Origin of the sequence: Bordetella ansorpii, assembly GCF_900078315.1 — a bacterium.
Lineage (GTDB): Bacteria > Pseudomonadota > Gammaproteobacteria > Burkholderiales > Burkholderiaceae_B > Bordetella > Bordetella ansorpii.
Genome location: NZ_FKBS01000029.1, coordinates 1110032 through 1126491, shown reverse-complemented (window position 1 = coordinate 1126491; position 16460 = coordinate 1110032). Strand labels below are relative to the sequence as shown.

The window sequence follows — 16460 nt, the reverse complement described above, 5'->3', positions numbered from 1 at the left end:
TCCCGCTGTCACAACAACAGGCTGCACTGCGGCTCCTTCTTTGGGAGTAGCCCGCTTCCGTTTAATTCGGAAGACGCGTTTGTCAACATACTCGGCAGTCTTGCCGTGGCGAACGCAACCAATCAGGTAGGCGGGACCAACGGGCAATAGTCGCGAGGCATGGCCGGGCGCGGGTGTTGTTCGTCTGTGTCCGTTGCCCCGGCCTTGCTTCCGTGAATCCTATCTCCATGCTCATGCCCGGTCTGCCCATGTCCACCGATGCATTCGCCGCGTCCCTCGCCCGTGGGGCCGGCATGTTCAAACCTCGTCTGGCCGAAGCGCTGAAGATCGGCCTGATCTTCGGCGTGGTCGAAGCTATGACCACCCGCGGTGGGCTGGCTGCTCGGCTCGGTCGCGTCCAAGTACATCGAAGCGTACGACCACTGGGTGGCGTTCAGTTTGCTGTTCCTGCTGGGCGCGCACATGATCCGCGAGTCGTTCAAGGTGGATGACGAGGAAGAGGAAGAGTCGCCGAACAGCCGCGGCATTCTCGGCACCGCGCTGACGGGCCTGGCCACCAGCATCGACGCCATGACGCCTGGTACGCCGGGCGCCCGCGCGGCGACCCTTGCGCCGACCGCTTACACTCGGTCGGTCAAGGCCTGTCCGCCATGGTATCGCCTTTTCGAAGGCTTGCCGGGGGACGAGGCCCGACCCCGCCAGCCCGCATTGTGCGGGGCTGGTTGCCCTTATCTCGCCGAGTGACCTGAATCATGCGCCGCATCCGCACGCCGAGCATGGCCGCGCTGAGCGCGTTCGAAGCCGCTGCCCGCCACGAAAGCTTCACCCTGGCCGCCCGTGAGCTGTCTCTGACGGAAAGCGCCGTCTCGCGCCAGATCAGCCTGCTGGAAGAGGGGCTGGGCGTGTCGCTGTTCATCCGCGTCAAGCAGCGCGTGACGCTGACCCGTTCCGGCCGCCTGTACAGCGAGCAGGTGCGCGAAGCATTGCGCGCGCTGCAGCGCGACACCATGTCCATCGCCGCGCACGGCAGCGGACGCGGCAACCTGGAACTGGCCGTGCTGCCCACGTTCGGGCAGGAATGGCTGATTCCGCGCCTGCCGCGCTTCTACGCGGCGTATCCCGACATCCGCATCAACATGGGCGTGCGGACCGAGCCTTTCTCGTTCGAGGAAGAACACTTCGACGTCGCCATCCACCACGGCAAGCCGGTGTGGCCGCACGCGAAGCTGGAACTGCTGTTCGGCGAACGCATGATCGTGGTCGCGCGCCGCGACCTGATCGGCGACCGCATCGCGCGCGCCGAGGACCTGTGCGAGTTTCCCTTGCTGTACTCGACGACCCGGCCGGAATCCTGGCGGCAGTGGTTCGATGCCGCGGGCGTGCCGTTCAAGCCCGATGCCGTGCACAGCGCGGGGTTCGAATTGCAATCGCTGGTGGTGCGCGCAGCCGAGTCGGGCCTGGGCGTGGCGCTGGTGCCCGAGTTCTTCGTGCCCCAGTCGGCCTGGGACAACGGCCTGGTGCGGGCGCACGAACTGGTGCTGCCGGGCGAGGATGCCTATCAGCTTTCCTACCCGCTGGAGATACACGACAAGTACCCCTTGCAGTGCTTCCGGCAGTGGATCCGCGACGAGGCCAGGCAGTTCGCGCAGGAGCAGAAATTGCCCACCTGGTGACGCATCGCAGTCATCGTTATCCCTAGTTGTCCCAGGGAAATATCCGAAGTTAATGAGTAATTCTCATCACGTGGCAATTATTAATTGCTTTACGCCGGCTCCCTTCGCGCCAAAAATCGACAGGTTTTGGGCAAAATTTCCGGAGATCCCCTGATGAATGGCGCGAAGAGCCTGGTCAAGACGCTGCTTGCCGCCGGCGTCGATACGTGTTTTGCCAATCCCGGCACCAGCGAGATGCACTTCGTGGCCGCGCTGGACCAGGTTCCCGGCATGAAATGCGTGCTGGGCCTGCAGGAGAACGTCGTCACGGGCATGGCCGACGGCTACTTCCGCATTGCCCGCAAGCCCGCCTGCACGCTGCTGCACTGCGGCCCGGGCCTGGCCAACGGCATGGGCAACCTGCACAACGCGCGCCGCGCGCGCAGCGGCATCGTCAACATCGTGGGCGACCAGGCCACCTATCACCGTCCGTTCGACGCGCCGCTGACCGCCGACACCATCGGCATGGCGCAGACCGTGTCGCAATGGGTGCGCACCAGCATGCGCAGCGAAGACCTGGGCCGCGACGCGGCCGAAGCCATCGCGGCGGCGCAGGTGTTCCCGGGCCAGATCGCCACGCTGATCCTGCCGGCCGACACCTCGTGGAACGAGGGCGGCGCGGTGGGCGCGGCGGCCAGCGTGCCGACGCCGCCGGCCATCGACGGCAACGCCATCGAGAACGCGGCGCGCACGCTGCGCCAGCATGGCAAAGATACGCTGATCCTGCTGGCCGGCCACGCCGTGCTCAGCGAGGCGCAGGCACTGGTGTGGCGCGTGGCGCAGGCCACCGGCGCGGCCGTGATGGCCGACTACGTCACTTCGCACGTCTCGCGCGGCCGCGGCCGCATGCAGCTCGAACGCGTGCCCTACGTGATGGAGGTGGCGATCAAGGCGCTGGAGCGCTTCAAGCACATCATCCTGGTCAACGCCAAGGGCCCGGTCGGCTTCTTCGGCTATCCGGGCATGCCGTCCGAGCAGTACGCGCCCGATGCGCAACTGCACGTGCTGTCGCGCCCCGATCAGGACCCGGTGCAGGCCTTGGCAGGGCTGGCGCGCGCGTTGAACGCGCCCGAGGCCGCGATTCCCGATCCGGGTCCGCGCCCCGAGATCGTCACGGGCGCGCCCACGCCGGAAGGCCTGGCGCAGACGCTGGCGGCGGTGATGCCCGACAATTCCATCGTGTCCGACGAGAGCGTGTCGTTCGGCCGAGGCTTCTACAAGTTCACGCACGCCGCGCCAGCCAACGACTGGCTGCATCTGGCGGGCGGCGCCATCGGCGACGGCCTGCCCGTCGCCACGGGTGCGGCCATCGGCGCGGGCAAGCAGCGCCGCGTGATCAGCCTGCAGGCGGACGGCTCGGCCATGTACTCGCTGCAATCGCTGTGGACGCAGGCGCGCGAGCAACTGCCTTGCACCACGATCATCCTGAACAACAGCAAGTACAACATCCTGATCGGCGAGTACAAGAACGTGGGCGCCACGCCCGGCGCCACGGCCATGAGCATGCTCGACCTGGGCAACCCCGGCATCAGCTGGGTCGGCCTGGCCAACGCGATGGGCGTGGAGGGCGCCCGCGCCACCACGCTCGAGCAATGCGCCGACCTGATGAAGAGCAGCTTCGGCAGGCAGGGGCCTTTCCTGATCGAATTGATGATTTGACGACTGCACGTCCGGTCCGGGCGGGCGCCGTGCACGGCGAGGCGCCCGAAAAGGAGGACCGGATTCACTGCGCATGTCGAATGCGGCAGCGTATTGGCGGCAGCCCGGAAAGAGGCGCGGGCCATGACAGCCTCGGCAGCACTAGGAGACAACACCCATGAAAACAACGTCGATCTTGAAGGGGCTGGCGGCCCTGGCGCTGGCGGCCGCAAGCGTCGCCGCCCACGCGCAGGCGTATCCCGCCCGGCCCATCACCCTGATCGTGCCGTATCCCGCGGGCGGCACCACCGACCTGGCCGCGCGCATCATCGCGCAGGCCATGGGCCCGTACCTGAACCAGTCCATCGTGGTGGACAACCGCGCGGGCGCCGGCGGCAACATCGGCATGGGCATCCTGAAGCGCTCGCCCGCCGATGGCTACACCATCGCCATGGGCACCATCGGCACGCAGACGATCAACCAGTACATCTATCCGGACATGCCGTTCGACGCGGCCCGCGACTTCGCCCCCCTGTCGATGGTGTTCACCACGCCCAACGTCATCGCGGTGCAGAAGGACTCGCCGATGAAGACCATGCAGGACCTGCTGGCCCGCGCGAAAGCCAGCAAGGACCGTCCCATGACCTACGGCTCGCCGGGCGTGGGCTCTTCCGTGCACGTGACCGGCGCCTACCTGGAGCAGGCGGCCGGCATCCAGATGCTGCACGTGCCGTTCAAGGGCGTGTCGGCCTCGATGCCCGCGCTGATCGGCGGCCAGATCGACATCCTGATGGACAACCTGCCCAGCACGCTGGCGCAACTGAAGGACGGCAGCCGCGTGCGCGCGCTGGCGGTGACCTCGGCGCAGCGGTCGGCGGCCTTGCCCGACGTGCCCACCGTGGCCGAGTCGGGCCTGAAGGGCTTCGACGTGACCGCCTGGTTCGCGCTGTATGCGCCCGCCGGCACGCCGGACGGCGTGCAGAAAAAACTGATCGACGCCGCGAACAAGGCACTGGCCTCGCAAGGCGTGAAGGATCAGCTGGCCGCGCTGGGCGCCACGCCGGGCACGATCAGCGGCAGGGCGCTCGGCGACTTCGAGGCGGGCGAACGCAAGCGCTGGAGCGCGCTGATCAAGGAACGGAACATCACGGCCAATTGAGGGCTTGACCGCCCGGCGTCGGTCTGCAGGCGAAAGGCGGCGCGGACATCCGCGCCGCTGCCGTTCATGCAGGCGGATCCGCTGGCGTGCCGATTTGCGGCCCCGCGGGCCTCTCGCTCCGCGCACGCCCGTTTCCATCGTCTGCTATCTTGCGTGCGATGCCTCGCCCGTTTGCCGAGGCTTTCTCGCGGAATCCGTTTTGAACATTCCTGACCACTACGTCCCCTGGGACTCGACCAGCGCTTTCATGACCCGCATGGCGGAGCTGGGCGAGCTGTACTGGGACGCCTCGAAAAAGGTACTGGCGGTGCGCATCGCGCCGCCGCACGCCAACGTGCACGGCATCGCGCACGGGGGCTTTCTCGCCACGCTGGTCGATTGCGCGCTGGGCACCGTGCTGGTCGAAGAGACGGGCACGGCGGTGGTCACGGCGCAGATGGCGCTGGACTACCTGAGCAGCGTGAAGATGGATGACTGGGTCGAGGCGCACGTCACGATCGACAAGCGCGGCCGCCGGCTGATCTATGCCACCTGCCATCTGCGGGTGGGCGACCGCAATGTGCTCAAGGCCAATGCGATCTTTGCCGTGCGTGACTGACGCAAAGGGACGACCGCGCGGCGCACGGGCTGCCGCGCGGTCCTGACGGAACTCAGCCTTCCTTGCGCATGCGCGACAGGAAGCGCTCGATGCGGCCGATGGCTTCCGTCAGGTCTTCCATATTGGGCAGGAACACCATGCGGAAGTGGTCGTGGTTGACCCAGTTGAAGCCCGTGCCCTGCACGATCAGCACACGCTCCTGGTCCAGCAGGTCGTAGGCGAACTGCTGGTCGTTCTGGATCGGATAGACCTTGGGATCGAGCCTGGGGAACAGGTACAGCGCGCCCTTGGGCTTCATCACGTGCACGCCCGGGATCTGCGTCAGCAGGTCGTAGGCCAGGTCGCGCTGGCGGCGCAGGCGGCCGTTGGGGCCGACCAGGTCGTTGATGCTCTGGTAGCCGCCCAGCGCCGTCTGGATGGCCAACTGGCCCGGGGTGTTGGAGCACAGGCGCAGTGAGGCCAGCATGTTCAGGCCCTCGATGTAGCCCTGGGCATGGCGCTTCTCGCCCGACACCACCATCCAGCCCGCGCGGTAGCCGCACGAACGGTAGTTCTTGGACAGGCCGTTGAAGGTCAGGATCAGCACGTCGTCGCACAGCGAGGCCATGCTGATGTGCTCGTGACCGTCGAACAGTGTCTTGTCGTAGATTTCGTCGGCCAGGATGACCAGGCCATGCTCGCGCGCCACCTGGATGATCTCCAGCAGCGTTTCGCGCGGGTACAGGGCGCCCGTGGGGTTGTTCGGGTTGATGACGACGATGCCGCGGGTGCGCGGGGTGATCTTGGCGCGGATGTCGGCGATGTCGGGCAGCCAGCCCGATTCCTCGTCGCACAGGTAATGCACCGGACGGCCGCCGGACAGGCCGGTGACGGCGGTGTACAGCGGGAAGTCGGGCGAGGGGATGAGCAGTTCGTCGCCGTCGTTGAGCAGCGCGTTGATGCTCATCGAGATCAGCTCGGAGGCGCCGTTGCCCAGGTAGACGTCGTTGACGTCGACGCCCTGGACGCCCTTGCTTTGCATGTAGTGCACGACGGCCTTGCGCGGCGCGAACAGGCCCTTGCTGTCGGTGTAGCCGGCGGCATCGGCCACGTTGCGGATGATGTCCTGCACGATTTCGTCGGGCGGCTGGATGCCGAAGGCCGCCACGTTGCCGATGTTCAGCTTGATGACCCGCTGTCCCGCCTCTTCCATCTCCCGCGCTCGGTCCAGCACGGGCCCACGAATATCGTATGCAACGGCGTTGAGTTTGGTCGACTTGTCTATGACTTTCACGACGAATAATCCTACGGGGGGAAGAGAGCGGGTGGTCGGCCATGATAAATCATGACAAGCAGGCGACGCAGACTGTCCGGCATCTGAATGACAAGGTGTCATGGTGGACCGGCCGGAAAGCGCGAAAGCGGTACGCTATCGGCTTCGCGCGCCGGTTTGCGGCGCGTCCGTACCGTGTCCCCGTTTCTTGCGCCGCCCGCCGGCGTGCCGCCCCATGACGAATTCCTCCGCAGACCCTCAGGCGCATTCCCGTCAGGACGAGGGGCGTTGGTCGGCCCCGGCCGTGTTCGGCTGCCTGGGCGGCGCCTGGACCTTCGAGCGGACCATTTCCAACCAGGCCAACATGACCGGACAGGCCCGTTTCCTGCCCGGCCAGGGCGATCACCTGCGCTACGAAGAATCGGGCACGCTGGTCCTGCCCACAGGGCAGGCGATCCAGGCGCACCGGTCCTATCTGTATTTCGCGCTGGAGAACGGCTTCAGCGTCTGGTTCGACGAGCCGGAACCCCGCCTGTTCCACGAGGTCCGGCTGGCCGCCGCCGGCGACGTGCTGCGCGGTTCGGCCACGCATCCGTGCGGGCAGGACCAGTACGACACGGTGTACGAGTTCCGGCCCGATGGCTCGTTCATGATCCGCCACGACGTGAAGGGGCCGCGCAAGGACTACGTCTCGGTGACGGTGTTCCGCCGGGATGAATCCCCCTCGGCCCGGTAGGGCCCCATCGCCAGATTGTTTTGGGCAGCCGTCAGCCTGACGGTCTAAGCTGGCGCCTGGCGCGGCTCGGGCCGCGGAAGTCACCGGAGTATCGAAAGATGAAGAAAGCCCTGCTGGCCATCGCGGCCGCGGCGCTGGCCCCTCAACTGGCCTGGGCGCACGCGCACCTGGACACGTCCACGCCCGCCGCCCACAGCGCCGTGGCTTCGCCGGCATCCATCCGCGCCACGTTCACCGAGCGCCTCGAACCGGCGTTCTCCAGCCTGTCGGTGGCGGGCGCGGACGGCAAGGCGGTGGATCTGGGCAAGGCGGCGTTGGACCCGGACGACGGCAAGACGCTGGTGCTGAAGGTGGGCAAGCCTCTGCCGCCCGCCGACTACAAGGTGACGTGGAAAGTGCTGTCCAAGGACGGCCACAAGACGAACGGCCAATGGGCCTTCACCGTGAAGCCCTGATCCGGTGAACACCCTGGAGACGGCCAACGTCGTCTGCCGTTATCTGGCCGCCCTGGCGCCGATGCTGATCTTCGGCGCGCAGGGCATGCTGGCCGCGTGCGGGCAATCGCCGGCCGCCGCCCAACTGGGCCTGCGCCTGCGGCCGATGTGGCGGACGCTGGCGATGGTGGGCCTGCTGGCGACCCTGCTGCTGCTGGGTATCCAGACGGCCTCGATCACCGGCGACCTCGCTGAAATGACTTCGCCCGGCACGCTGTGGCAGGTGGCCAGCCTCACCACCTACGGCCAGGCGTGGATCGCCAAGGCCTGCGCCGCGGCGGCCCTGTGCGTGGCGCTATGCCTGCCGGGCGTGCGCTCCCCGGCATGGCTCGCGGTGCTGTCCGGCTGCGCGCTGGCCGCCACGGCCGCCAGCGGCCACGCCCGCATGGACGACGGCCTGCCGGGTCTGGCGCACGTGCTGAACAACATCGTGCATATTCTGTGCGCGGCGTTCTGGATCGGCGCGTTGACGGTGGTGCCGCCGCTGCTCGGCCTGTGGCGCACGCATCGCGGCCTGGCTACGCCGCTGCTGATGCGCTTTTCCACGCTGGGCCACATCGCCGTGGCGGGCGCCTTGCTGACCGGGGCAGTGAACACCTGGCTGATCCTGCGGCACGTGGGCGTGGATGCCGGCTCCGTCTACCAGCAGTGGCTGGCCGCGAAGATCGTGGCCGTGGCGGCGATGGTCGTACTGGCGCTGATCAACCGGTACGTGCTGGTGCCGCGCCTGGCGGGCGATGCCGGCGCGCTGCGCCGCTTGCGCCGGCAGACCGCGTATGCCCTGTGCGCGGGCGCATTGGCGGTGCTGTGCGTGGCCGTGCTGGGTACCCAATCGCCTGGGTGAACGAACGGTTTGGTTTCGGCACTGGGGTGGCGGATAATGTTCTTCGGTATTCCCTGATGACTGGCCTGTTTCAGGCGCCGGGGAAACGGCCGCGCAGGGTTACGCGATCCGGGCTGGCAGTGATAGTCTCTTGCCCGAGACCGGCGACGTGACGCCGTGGCACCCAGACACAACTTTATGGAGATGGCATGAGCAACTACCCCGACACCCTGCTGTTGATCGACAACGAATGGCGCGAAGCCCGTGGCAACCAGCGCATCGACGTCGTCAACCCCGCCACCGGAAGCAAGATCGGGCAGGTGGCCAGCGCATCGCGTGAAGACCTGGATCAAGCCCTGGACGCCGCCCAGCGCGGTTTCGAGACCTGGCGCAACATGTCGGCCCACGAGCGCTGCGCCATCATGCGCAAGACCGCCGTGCTGGTGCGCGAGCGCGCCGAAGCCATCGCCCGCCTGCTGACGCAGGAACAGGGCAAGCCGCTGGTCGAGGCCAAGGGCGAAGTCATGGCCGGCGCCGACATCATCGACTGGTTCGCCAACGAAGCCCTGCGCGTCTACGGCCGCATCATCCCGGCCCGCAACGTCAATGCCCAGCAGATGGTGCTGAAAGAGCCCGTCGGCCCCGTGGCCGCCTTCACGCCCTGGAACTTCCCCGTCAACCAGATCGTGCGCAAGATCGGCGCCGCGCTGGCCTCCGGTTGCTCGTTCCTGGTCAAGGCGCCGGAAGAAACCCCCGCTTCGCCCGCCGCGCTGCTGAACTGCTTCGTCGACGCCGGCATTCCCAAGGGCGTGGTCGGCCTGGTGTTCGGGTCGCCGGCCGAAATCTCCAGCTACCTGATCCCGCACCCGATCATCCGCAAGATCACGTTCACGGGCTCCACCCCGGTGGGCAAGCAGCTGGCCGCGCTGGCCGGCCAGCACATGAAGCGCGTCACCATGGAACTGGGCGGCCACGCGCCGGTGATCGTGGCGCAGGACGCCGACGTCGAACTGGCGGTCAAGGCGGCTGGCGCGGCCAAGTTCCGCAACGCCGGCCAGGTGTGCATCTCGCCCACCCGCTTCCTGGTGCACAAAGACCTGAAGAGCCAGTTCGAGCAGGCCATGGTCGCCCACGCCGAGAAACTGAAGCTGGGTGACGGCCTGGCCGAAGGCACCACGCTGGGCCCCCTGGCCAACGACCGCCGCCTGTCGGCCATGGACAAGGTCGTGAAGAACGCCGCCCAGAAGGGCGCCCGCGTCGCCACCGGCGGCGAGCGCGTCGGCAACGCCGGCAACTTCTTCGCGCCCACCATCCTGACCGACGTGCCGCTGGACGCAGACGTGTTCAACGAAGAACCCTTCGGCCCCATCGCGGCCATCCGCAGCTTCGAGAACCTGGAAGACGCCATCCTCGAGGCCAACCGCCTGCCGTTCGGCCTGGCCGCCTACGCCTTCACGCGTTCGTTCAAGAACGTCACCGAACTGTCGCGCCGCCTGGAAGTGGGCATGGTCTGGATCAACCAGCCGGCCACCCCGTCGGCCGAACTGCCGTTCGGCGGCGTGAAGGATTCCGGCTACGGCACCGAAGGCGGTTTCGAGGCGCTGGAACCGTACCTCGTCACCAAGGCGGTGTCGGTGGTGGGCGTCTAAGCCTGCCGCGCAAGACGCACGGCGGGCCTCGTCGCCCGCGGTGCGGCGCGCTCAGCCGTTGAGCGTCATCACCATTTCGTGCCAGGCCATGCCGCCGTGGTTCGAGGCAGAGGGCTTCACGTAGCGGAAGCCGAACTTCTGGTACAGCGCGACGTGGCGGTCCTTGCACATCAGGTGGATGGTCTCCTTGCCCATCTGGCGCATCCGGGCCACGAAGGCCTGCATCAACCGCGAGGCGTGGCCCTTGCCCTGTTCGGCGGGGGCAAGCACCACCGACATGATGACGACGTTCGGCGCTTGCGGATCGTGTCCGACCAGTTCCTTGAAGGCCTCGTCGGACATTATTACCTGATGCGCGCAACCCGAATTGATGAAGCCAATGACGCGGCCCGCGCGTTCCAGGATCAGGAAGCCTTGCGGATACTGCGCGATGCGGGTGGCGATCTTTTCCCGGGTGGCGGCCTCGTCGCCTTCATAAGCCGAGATTTCGATGGCGTGGCAGCGGTCGGTGTCCTGCGGCCGGGCCTGGCGGAAAGCGAGTTCGTGATCCATGGCGATGCATACTCAAAGTCGGGTCGATACCCGCCTATGCGAGGCTCCTTTGGGTGTTGACAGGCCCTGGCGCAATGCCGGAATGCGTGCGCCGGGTCAGGCCGCGCCGCCGCATCCGTCCGGCTTGTACACCCGCGTCGAGGCCGGGAATTTTTCCAGCCCGCGCCCGCGGTGATCAGGACGTTCCTGCCGCTCCTGTCGCGGCGTCCGGAGGCAGGTTGGTCGCCGCCTTCAGGCGCAGCAGCTCGATCAGCACCTTGTCGCGCCGCGCTTCCAGCCAGAAGGGCGTGAGGTTGCCGGTGGCCTCGTCCACGCCTTCGACCACCTTGTCCTTCAGCGATTCCGTCAGCACCGGCTGGCCCAGGTCCTTCCACCAGTCTTCGATGGGGCCGCCCAGGTGCGCCAGCATGTGGTCGATGCCGCCGTTGCCCCCGGACAGGTGCATGTTCAAAAAGGGGCCCAGCAGTGCCCAGCGCAGGCCGGGGCCATGCGCGATCACGGTGTCGATGTCGGCCACGCTGGCCACGCCCTGGTCCACCAGATGGAAGGCCTCGCGCCACAGCGCGGCTTGCAGGCGGTTGGCGATGTGGCCGCTGACCTCGCGCTTCACGTGGACGGGACGCTTGCCCAGGCCTGTGTAGAAATCCATGGCGCGCTGGATGGCTTCGGGCGAGGTCTTCTCGCCGCCGCATACCTCGACCAGCGGAATGAGGTGCGGGGGGTTGAAGGGATGGCCCAGCACCACGCGCTCGGGGTGGATGCAGGCCTGCTGCATGGCCGTGACCGACAGGCCGGAGGAACTGGACGCCAGCAGCGTGCCGGCGGGCGCGGCGGCATCCATGCGGCGGAACAGGTCGACCTTCAGGTCGATGCGTTCGGGGGCGCTTTCCTGCACGAAGGATGCGCTCGAGACGGCCTCTTCCAGCGACGCCGTGAAGCGCAGGCGGGCAGGATCGGCGCCGGGCGACAGGCCCAGCGCCTGCATGGTCGGCCATTGCGCGGCGACGCGCGCGTGCAGGGCCGATTCCGCCTGCGGCGCCGGGTCGGTGGCGACGACGTCATAGCCGCGGGCCAGGAACAGCGTGGCCCAGTTGGCGCCAATCACCCCGGTCGAGACAATTGCGACTTTCTTCGTGCTTTGTGCGTTCATTGGGTCTCCTCCTGCCCGCATTTTTTGCGGGATGATGAACAGTACCATCCTGGCGGCAGCAGCAGACCGTCGGCCTCAATCGATCCAGCGCCTGCGCCGCGTGATCTTCCAGACCTGCGCCGGCGGCACGTTGAGGTACACCACGCGCGTGCGGCGCGCGCGCAGTCCCAGGCGCGAGAGGACGCGCGGCGAAATCGGACAGCGCCAGCCATACGTGAACAGATAGCAGGCCCCACCCGGTTGCAGGTGCGAGAACGTGCCGCGCATGATGTGCGCCTGCTGGCGCACCGGGAAGTTGAGCAATGGCAGGCCGCAGACGGCCGATGCGGCCTGCCGGCCGCCGAACAGCGGCACGTCCATCAACTTGCCGGCATCGGCCTGGCAGACCTCCGCGCGCGGGAAGCGTTCGGCCAGTTGCCGGGCGAAAGTCTCGTCCATCTCGATCAGCGCCAGGTCTTCCTGCGGCACGCCGCGCGCCAGCAGGGCACGCGTGAAGACGCCGGTGCCGCTGCCCAGCTCCAGCACGGGGCCGTCCTCGGGCCGGATCTCGCTGGTGATGGCGGCGGCCAGCGCGGGGCTGGACGGCAGCACGGCGCCGATGCCCTTGGGATTGGCGCGCCAGGCGCGGTAGAAATTCCATTGCTCGGCCAGCCAGCGCGACGTGGCGCCAGGCTCGCGCTCGGGGCGGCATTGGCTGACGCGCTGCCAGAACACGCCGAACAGGGCGTACAAGGGATCGAGGTGCTGCCGGACTCTGTAAGTCATCGTGCGGTTCCTGAATGCGGGGAAGACGCCGGTCGCCACGGGCGGCCGGATCTTGGAATGGGGGCGGAAGCAACGGGCGGTTGGCAGGCGGGCTTCACGCGAAAAGGGCGTTGCTGTCAGGCGGTTCCGGTACAAAAAAGTTCCGGATCGCCAACGGGCACGGGCGCAGCCCCTTCGGGGCATGCCCGTCGGCGGTCGTACGATCCACCGTCGGGGCCGCATCGTTTCGAGGCAGGCATCGTCCAGGCACTCGGGCGGGACGCCGGGCGGCAGGGGCCCACGACGCCCACGGCCAGGCACGGGCGGGCAATGCGAGGCGCATGCGGGCGGGCGCGCCGGGCAGGCCCCTAGCGTATCAAACGTCGCGGCGGTTTATCAAAGATAGGGGCTGGCCAGCCAGATCACGCGGTTGCGCAGGCGCCGCGCGAAGGGCAGGGCGCGCAGTTCGTCCAGCGTGACGCGTTGGGCGTGCGCGATCAGCGTGTCGATGCGTTCGCCGATCCAGAATGCCAGGTCATGGTCGTACACCTCGGTATCCAGCTCGAAATTCAGCCGCAGGCTGCGCGGATCCAGGTTGGACGAGCCGATGTACGACCAGGCGTCGTCCACCGTCATCAGCTTGGAATGGTCGAACGGCCCGTGCGTGCGCCATACGCGGCAGCCGGTGCTCACCACCTGGTCCAGTTGCGCCGTCATCGCGTAGTTGACCAGCCGCAGGTTGTTGGACCCCGGAATCACGATGTCCACTTCGATGCCGCGCCGGGCCGCGGTGGCCAGCGCGCCGATCAGCGTCTGGTCGGGCAGGAAATAGGGCGATTGGATGCGCACGTGGCGTTGCGCCACCGCCAGCGCGCCCAGCAGCATGGCATGCGTGGAACCCAGCGCGCGGTCGGGGCCCGAGGGCACGCAGCGCATGGGCACCGTGCCCGCGCCGCGCGCCAGCGACTTGGGAAACCAGTCCTCGCCCTGCAGGGTCTCGCGCGTGGTGAAGTTCCAGTCATGCGCGAATACGGCGCTCAACTGGGCCACGACGGGGCCTTGCAGGCCGAAGTGCGTGTCGCCGTTGGTGCGGTCGCCGGACAGCGCGCGCACGAAGGCGGCGCGTACGTTCATACCGCCCGTGAAGCCATGCACGCCGTCCACCACCAGGATCTTGCGGTGGCTGCGCAGGTTGGCATAGGGCATGCGCAGCAGGCCCAGCGGGTTGGTCATGAAGCGCGCGGTGGGCACGCCCGCGCGCGCCAGCATGCGCACGATGGGCGGACGCGAATAATGGCTGCCGATGGCGTCGATCAGCACGCGCACCTGCACGCCCCGCTTGTGGGCGTCGATCAGGGCCAGGGCCAGTTCGCGGCCGACCGCGTCGCTGTCGAAGATGTAGCTTTGCAGGGCGATGCTGTGCCGGGCAGCGTGGATGGCGTCCAGCATGGCGGGATAGGTTTCGTCGCCGCCCGCCAGCGGTTGGATGGCGTTGCCGCCCACCAGCGGAAAGCGGCTGACCTGGTCGCCCAACAGGCGCAGCGAGGCGAACTGGGCGGCGCTGTAGGGCACCACGTCGATCACGTCGCGCGATTCCAGGTGCACGGCGTAGTCCAGCATGGCCTGGTCGCGTTGCTGCGACATGCGGGTCTGGCGGATGCGGTTGATGCCGGCGGCCACGTAGAACAGGGCGCCGAACAAGGGCGAGAACAAGGCGAGGCCCACCCAGCCGATGGCCGCGCGCACGTCGCGCTTGGTCATGGCCGCGTGGACCGCCGCGGCGGTGCCGGCGACGATGCTCAGGGCCAGCGCGACGTGCGGCCAGTAATGGGTGACGAAATCCTCGAAGACGTCCATGGGCATCGGGGGCGTGTCGTGGGCGGAGCGGCGGGGACGGATAGATAGGTGCCACAAGGATAGCAAAGGGGCGCGTGAAGATTTCTTGACAGCATATTTTGCAAACGCCAAAAGCCATGCTATAGTTTCGCTTCTTTGCAGCGGTGGCTGTAGCTCAGTTGGTAGAGTCCTGGATTGTGATTCCAGTTGTCGTGGGTTCGAGCCCCATCAGCCACCCCAAGAATTCTTTAGAGATCAGCCGCCTTTGGGCGGCTTTTTCTTTTCTGCCGGGTCAAAAGTCTAATAAATAAATATCGCCGCTTCTTATTTCTTGGAACATCGGCGTGGCCTTCACCTTGCGGGGGTGGCCGAGCAGGGCCAGAGCGAGTAGGAATAGGGAGGTCAGGAGCACCGATTCGGCTCAGATCGCGTTTTCCGCCGCCTATGAAGCGTTTGCGGTGTTCGAGCAGGTGCGGGATAAGGCGACAGCCAGTCCGGTGAGCTTCGAATGATCCTGCTCGGCACCAATGTGATGTCGGAGTCGCTTCGACATGTCCCGGAGCATCGGGTGATCGATTGGATCGACGCCCAGGCGATGGAGACCCTGTTTCTTTCCGCCATCACGGTGGCGGAATTGCAGGCAGGAGTTGCGCTATTGCCGCCCGGAAAGCGGCGTGCAGGCTTGCAGCAAAATTTGGAAAAGCGCGACTGCCCTTGTTCGCCGGCTGTGTGCTGCCTGTTGACCTGGCCTGCACCCAGGCCTATGCCGCGTTGATGGCAAAAGCTCGAAGTGCTGGCCAGCCCGTTCGATGTTGCGGGCGTTACTGTGATCAATCCGTGGACACATGCGTGAGCGTGCGCGGGGCCATACGGCTCCTGCGCCGTGCCGCCGCGGGTCAGCAGGATGCGGTGATCCGCGAACGACAGCTTGTCGGTCAGCGACAGGTTGGACAGCGGCGGCATGGCGGCACGATCGCGCCGGTTATGTTCCGTCCCCCAAAATCGGGGACAGGGGTTATGCTTCGTCATGGCCCGGCGTGCCGATGACGCGCACCTCGGGCGGACCCTTCTTCCGCCTAAGATGCACTTCGACCTCGCAGACCTCCAGCTTTTCATCCACGTCGCCGAATCCTCCAGCCTGACCAAGGCGTCGCGCCGGGCGCACCTGTCGTTGCCGTCGGTCAGTTCGCGCATCAAGGCGCTGGAGGGCCAACTGGAAAGCGTGCTGCTGTATCGCACCCGCAGCGGGGTGGAGCTGACGCCGTCCGGCCATCGCCTGTACGACCACGCGCGCGCCATCATGCGCAACGTGGATGCGTTGAAGGGCGACTTCAGCGCGGGCGGCATCGACGCCACGGGCCGCATCCGCATCTTCGCCAACACCACCGCCGTCAACGGCTTCATGCCCGAGATCCTGGCGCCGTTCCTGGCCGAGCGGCCCGCCATCGTGGTCGACATGCAGGAGCGCAACACGCGCGATACGGTACGCGCGGTGGCGGAGGGCTCCATCGACCTGGGCATCACCGCGGGGCCGGTGGCCACGCAGGGCATCGAGCGCATTCCGTTCTACACCGACCGGCTGGTGCTGGGCGTGCCCGTGGGGCATGAGCTGGCCCAGCGGCAGGACATCTCCATCCTGGATTCTTTGGAGTACCCACACATCAGCCTGCATGACAACAGCACGCTGCTGACCTTCCTGCGCGACCAGATCGAGGCTAGCGGCCGCGCATTCGCCCTGCGCATCCAGGTGCCGGGTTTCGAGTCGGTGTGCCGCCTGATCGAGGGTGGGGCGGGCGTGAGCGTCGTGCCGGAATCGACGGCGCGCCGCTATCAGCGGTCGATGGCGCTGAAGCTGGTGCCGCTGCAGGAGCCGTGGGCGGTGCGGCAGCGGGACATGCTGGTGCGGGATCTTCAGGCGCTGCCGACGTATATCCGCGCGCTCGTGGACGCGGTGGCGGCATATAAGGACTTCTGAGAGCCGCCACGGATGCACGCGGCCGGACGGTGGGCCGAAAACCGGCCAGCGCAGCGAGGTCGCGTGATCCGGAGCATGAAAGAAAGCGGCCGGCATGCCTGGTCGAGGCAACGCCGGCCGCAGGTCCGCGAACCCTCACGTC

The 16460-nt window shown here is 67.2% G+C and carries 16 protein-coding genes and 1 tRNA gene; 12 read left to right on the top strand and 5 right to left on the bottom strand.

Annotated elements, in window-relative coordinates; genetic code table 11:
- Window positions 1-369 precede the first annotated feature (369 nt).
- The 5 genes from A7W11_RS26670 to A7W11_RS26650 all read left to right on the top strand — a co-directional run bounded on the left by A7W11_RS26670 (window position 370) and on the right by A7W11_RS26650 (window position 5107).
- Entirely contained in the window at window positions 370-744 is a 375-nt protein-coding gene (locus A7W11_RS26670; protein ID WP_066421418.1) for a manganese efflux pump, read from the top strand.
- An 8-nt stretch (window positions 745-752) separates the two neighbouring features.
- Window positions 753-1673: a LysR family transcriptional regulator gene (locus A7W11_RS26665; protein WP_066421405.1), complete on the top strand. Its 921-nt coding sequence runs from the start codon at window positions 753-755 to the stop codon at window positions 1671-1673.
- A gap of 153 nt (window positions 1674-1826) precedes the next feature.
- The gene (locus A7W11_RS26660) at window positions 1827-3371 is read left to right on the top strand and encodes an acetolactate synthase large subunit (protein ID WP_066421400.1); all 1545 of its coding nucleotides are present in this window, start codon (window positions 1827-1829) and stop codon (window positions 3369-3371) included.
- A gap of 157 nt (window positions 3372-3528) precedes the next feature.
- Window positions 3529-4509, top strand: coding sequence for a Bug family tripartite tricarboxylate transporter substrate binding protein (locus tag A7W11_RS26655; protein WP_066421397.1), 981 nt, complete (start codon window positions 3529-3531; stop codon window positions 4507-4509).
- Between the two features lie 247 nt (window positions 4510-4756).
- Window positions 4757-5107 (top strand): PaaI family thioesterase, encoded by a 351-nt coding sequence (locus A7W11_RS26650; RefSeq protein WP_066421913.1) that lies wholly within the window; start codon window positions 4757-4759, stop codon window positions 5105-5107.
- Window positions 5108-5159: 52 nt separating this feature from the next.
- On the opposite strand, the gene A7W11_RS26645 is transcribed toward A7W11_RS26650, so the two are convergent.
- The gene (locus tag A7W11_RS26645; protein ID WP_066421394.1) at window positions 5160-6380 is read right to left on the bottom strand and encodes a pyridoxal phosphate-dependent aminotransferase; all 1221 of its coding nucleotides are present in this window, start codon (window positions 6378-6380) and stop codon (window positions 5160-5162) included.
- 214 nt (window positions 6381-6594) lie between these two features.
- Between A7W11_RS26645 and A7W11_RS26640 the strand changes: the two genes are divergently transcribed.
- The 4 genes from A7W11_RS26640 to A7W11_RS26625 all read left to right on the top strand — a co-directional run bounded on the left by A7W11_RS26640 (window position 6595) and on the right by A7W11_RS26625 (window position 10061).
- A complete protein-coding gene (locus tag A7W11_RS26640) occupies window positions 6595-7095 on the top strand; it encodes a DUF6314 family protein (protein WP_082887504.1) in 501 nt (166 codons plus the stop codon).
- A 98-nt stretch (window positions 7096-7193) separates the two neighbouring features.
- Entirely contained in the window at window positions 7194-7550 is a 357-nt protein-coding gene (copC, locus tag A7W11_RS26635) for a copper homeostasis periplasmic binding protein CopC (protein ID WP_066421388.1), read from the top strand.
- Between the two features lie 4 nt (window positions 7551-7554).
- Complete coding sequence (gene copD, locus A7W11_RS26630) at window positions 7555-8433, top strand: copper homeostasis membrane protein CopD (RefSeq protein WP_066421386.1); 879 nt, start codon at window positions 7555-7557, stop codon at window positions 8431-8433.
- A 188-nt stretch (window positions 8434-8621) separates the two neighbouring features.
- A complete protein-coding gene (locus tag A7W11_RS26625; RefSeq protein WP_066421384.1) occupies window positions 8622-10061 on the top strand; it encodes an NAD-dependent succinate-semialdehyde dehydrogenase in 1440 nt (479 codons plus the stop codon).
- Window positions 10062-10112: 51 nt separating this feature from the next.
- Here the strand turns inward: A7W11_RS26625 and A7W11_RS26620 are convergent, their stop codons facing one another.
- The 4 genes from A7W11_RS26620 to A7W11_RS26605 all read right to left on the bottom strand — a co-directional run bounded on the left by A7W11_RS26620 (window position 10113) and on the right by A7W11_RS26605 (window position 14364).
- Window positions 10113-10613, bottom strand: coding sequence for a GNAT family N-acetyltransferase (locus A7W11_RS26620; protein WP_066421381.1), 501 nt, complete (start codon window positions 10611-10613; stop codon window positions 10113-10115).
- Window positions 10614-10788: 175 nt separating this feature from the next.
- Window positions 10789-11763, bottom strand: a complete 975-nt coding sequence (locus A7W11_RS26615) for a 3-hydroxyacyl-CoA dehydrogenase NAD-binding domain-containing protein (protein ID WP_066421378.1) — start codon at window positions 11761-11763, stop codon at window positions 10789-10791.
- A gap of 75 nt (window positions 11764-11838) precedes the next feature.
- A complete protein-coding gene (locus A7W11_RS26610) occupies window positions 11839-12528 on the bottom strand; it encodes a class I SAM-dependent methyltransferase (RefSeq protein ID WP_082887503.1) in 690 nt (229 codons plus the stop codon).
- A gap of 375 nt (window positions 12529-12903) precedes the next feature.
- Window positions 12904-14364: a phospholipase D-like domain-containing protein gene (locus tag A7W11_RS26605; RefSeq protein ID WP_066421906.1), complete on the bottom strand. Its 1461-nt coding sequence runs from the start codon at window positions 14362-14364 to the stop codon at window positions 12904-12906.
- A 143-nt stretch (window positions 14365-14507) separates the two neighbouring features.
- Here A7W11_RS26605 and A7W11_RS26600 point away from each other — a divergent pair.
- The 3 genes from A7W11_RS26600 (at window position 14508) to A7W11_RS26595 (ending at window position 16318) form a co-directional block, all read left to right on the top strand.
- Window positions 14508-14583, top strand: a tRNA-His gene (locus tag A7W11_RS26600).
- 268 nt (window positions 14584-14851) lie between these two features.
- Entirely contained in the window at window positions 14852-15118 is a 267-nt protein-coding gene (locus A7W11_RS27790; RefSeq protein WP_412778753.1) for a PIN domain-containing protein, read from the top strand.
- 306 nt (window positions 15119-15424) lie between these two features.
- Window positions 15425-16318, top strand: coding sequence for a LysR family transcriptional regulator (locus tag A7W11_RS26595; protein WP_066421375.1), 894 nt, complete (start codon window positions 15425-15427; stop codon window positions 16316-16318).
- Window positions 16319-16460 lie beyond the last annotated feature (142 nt).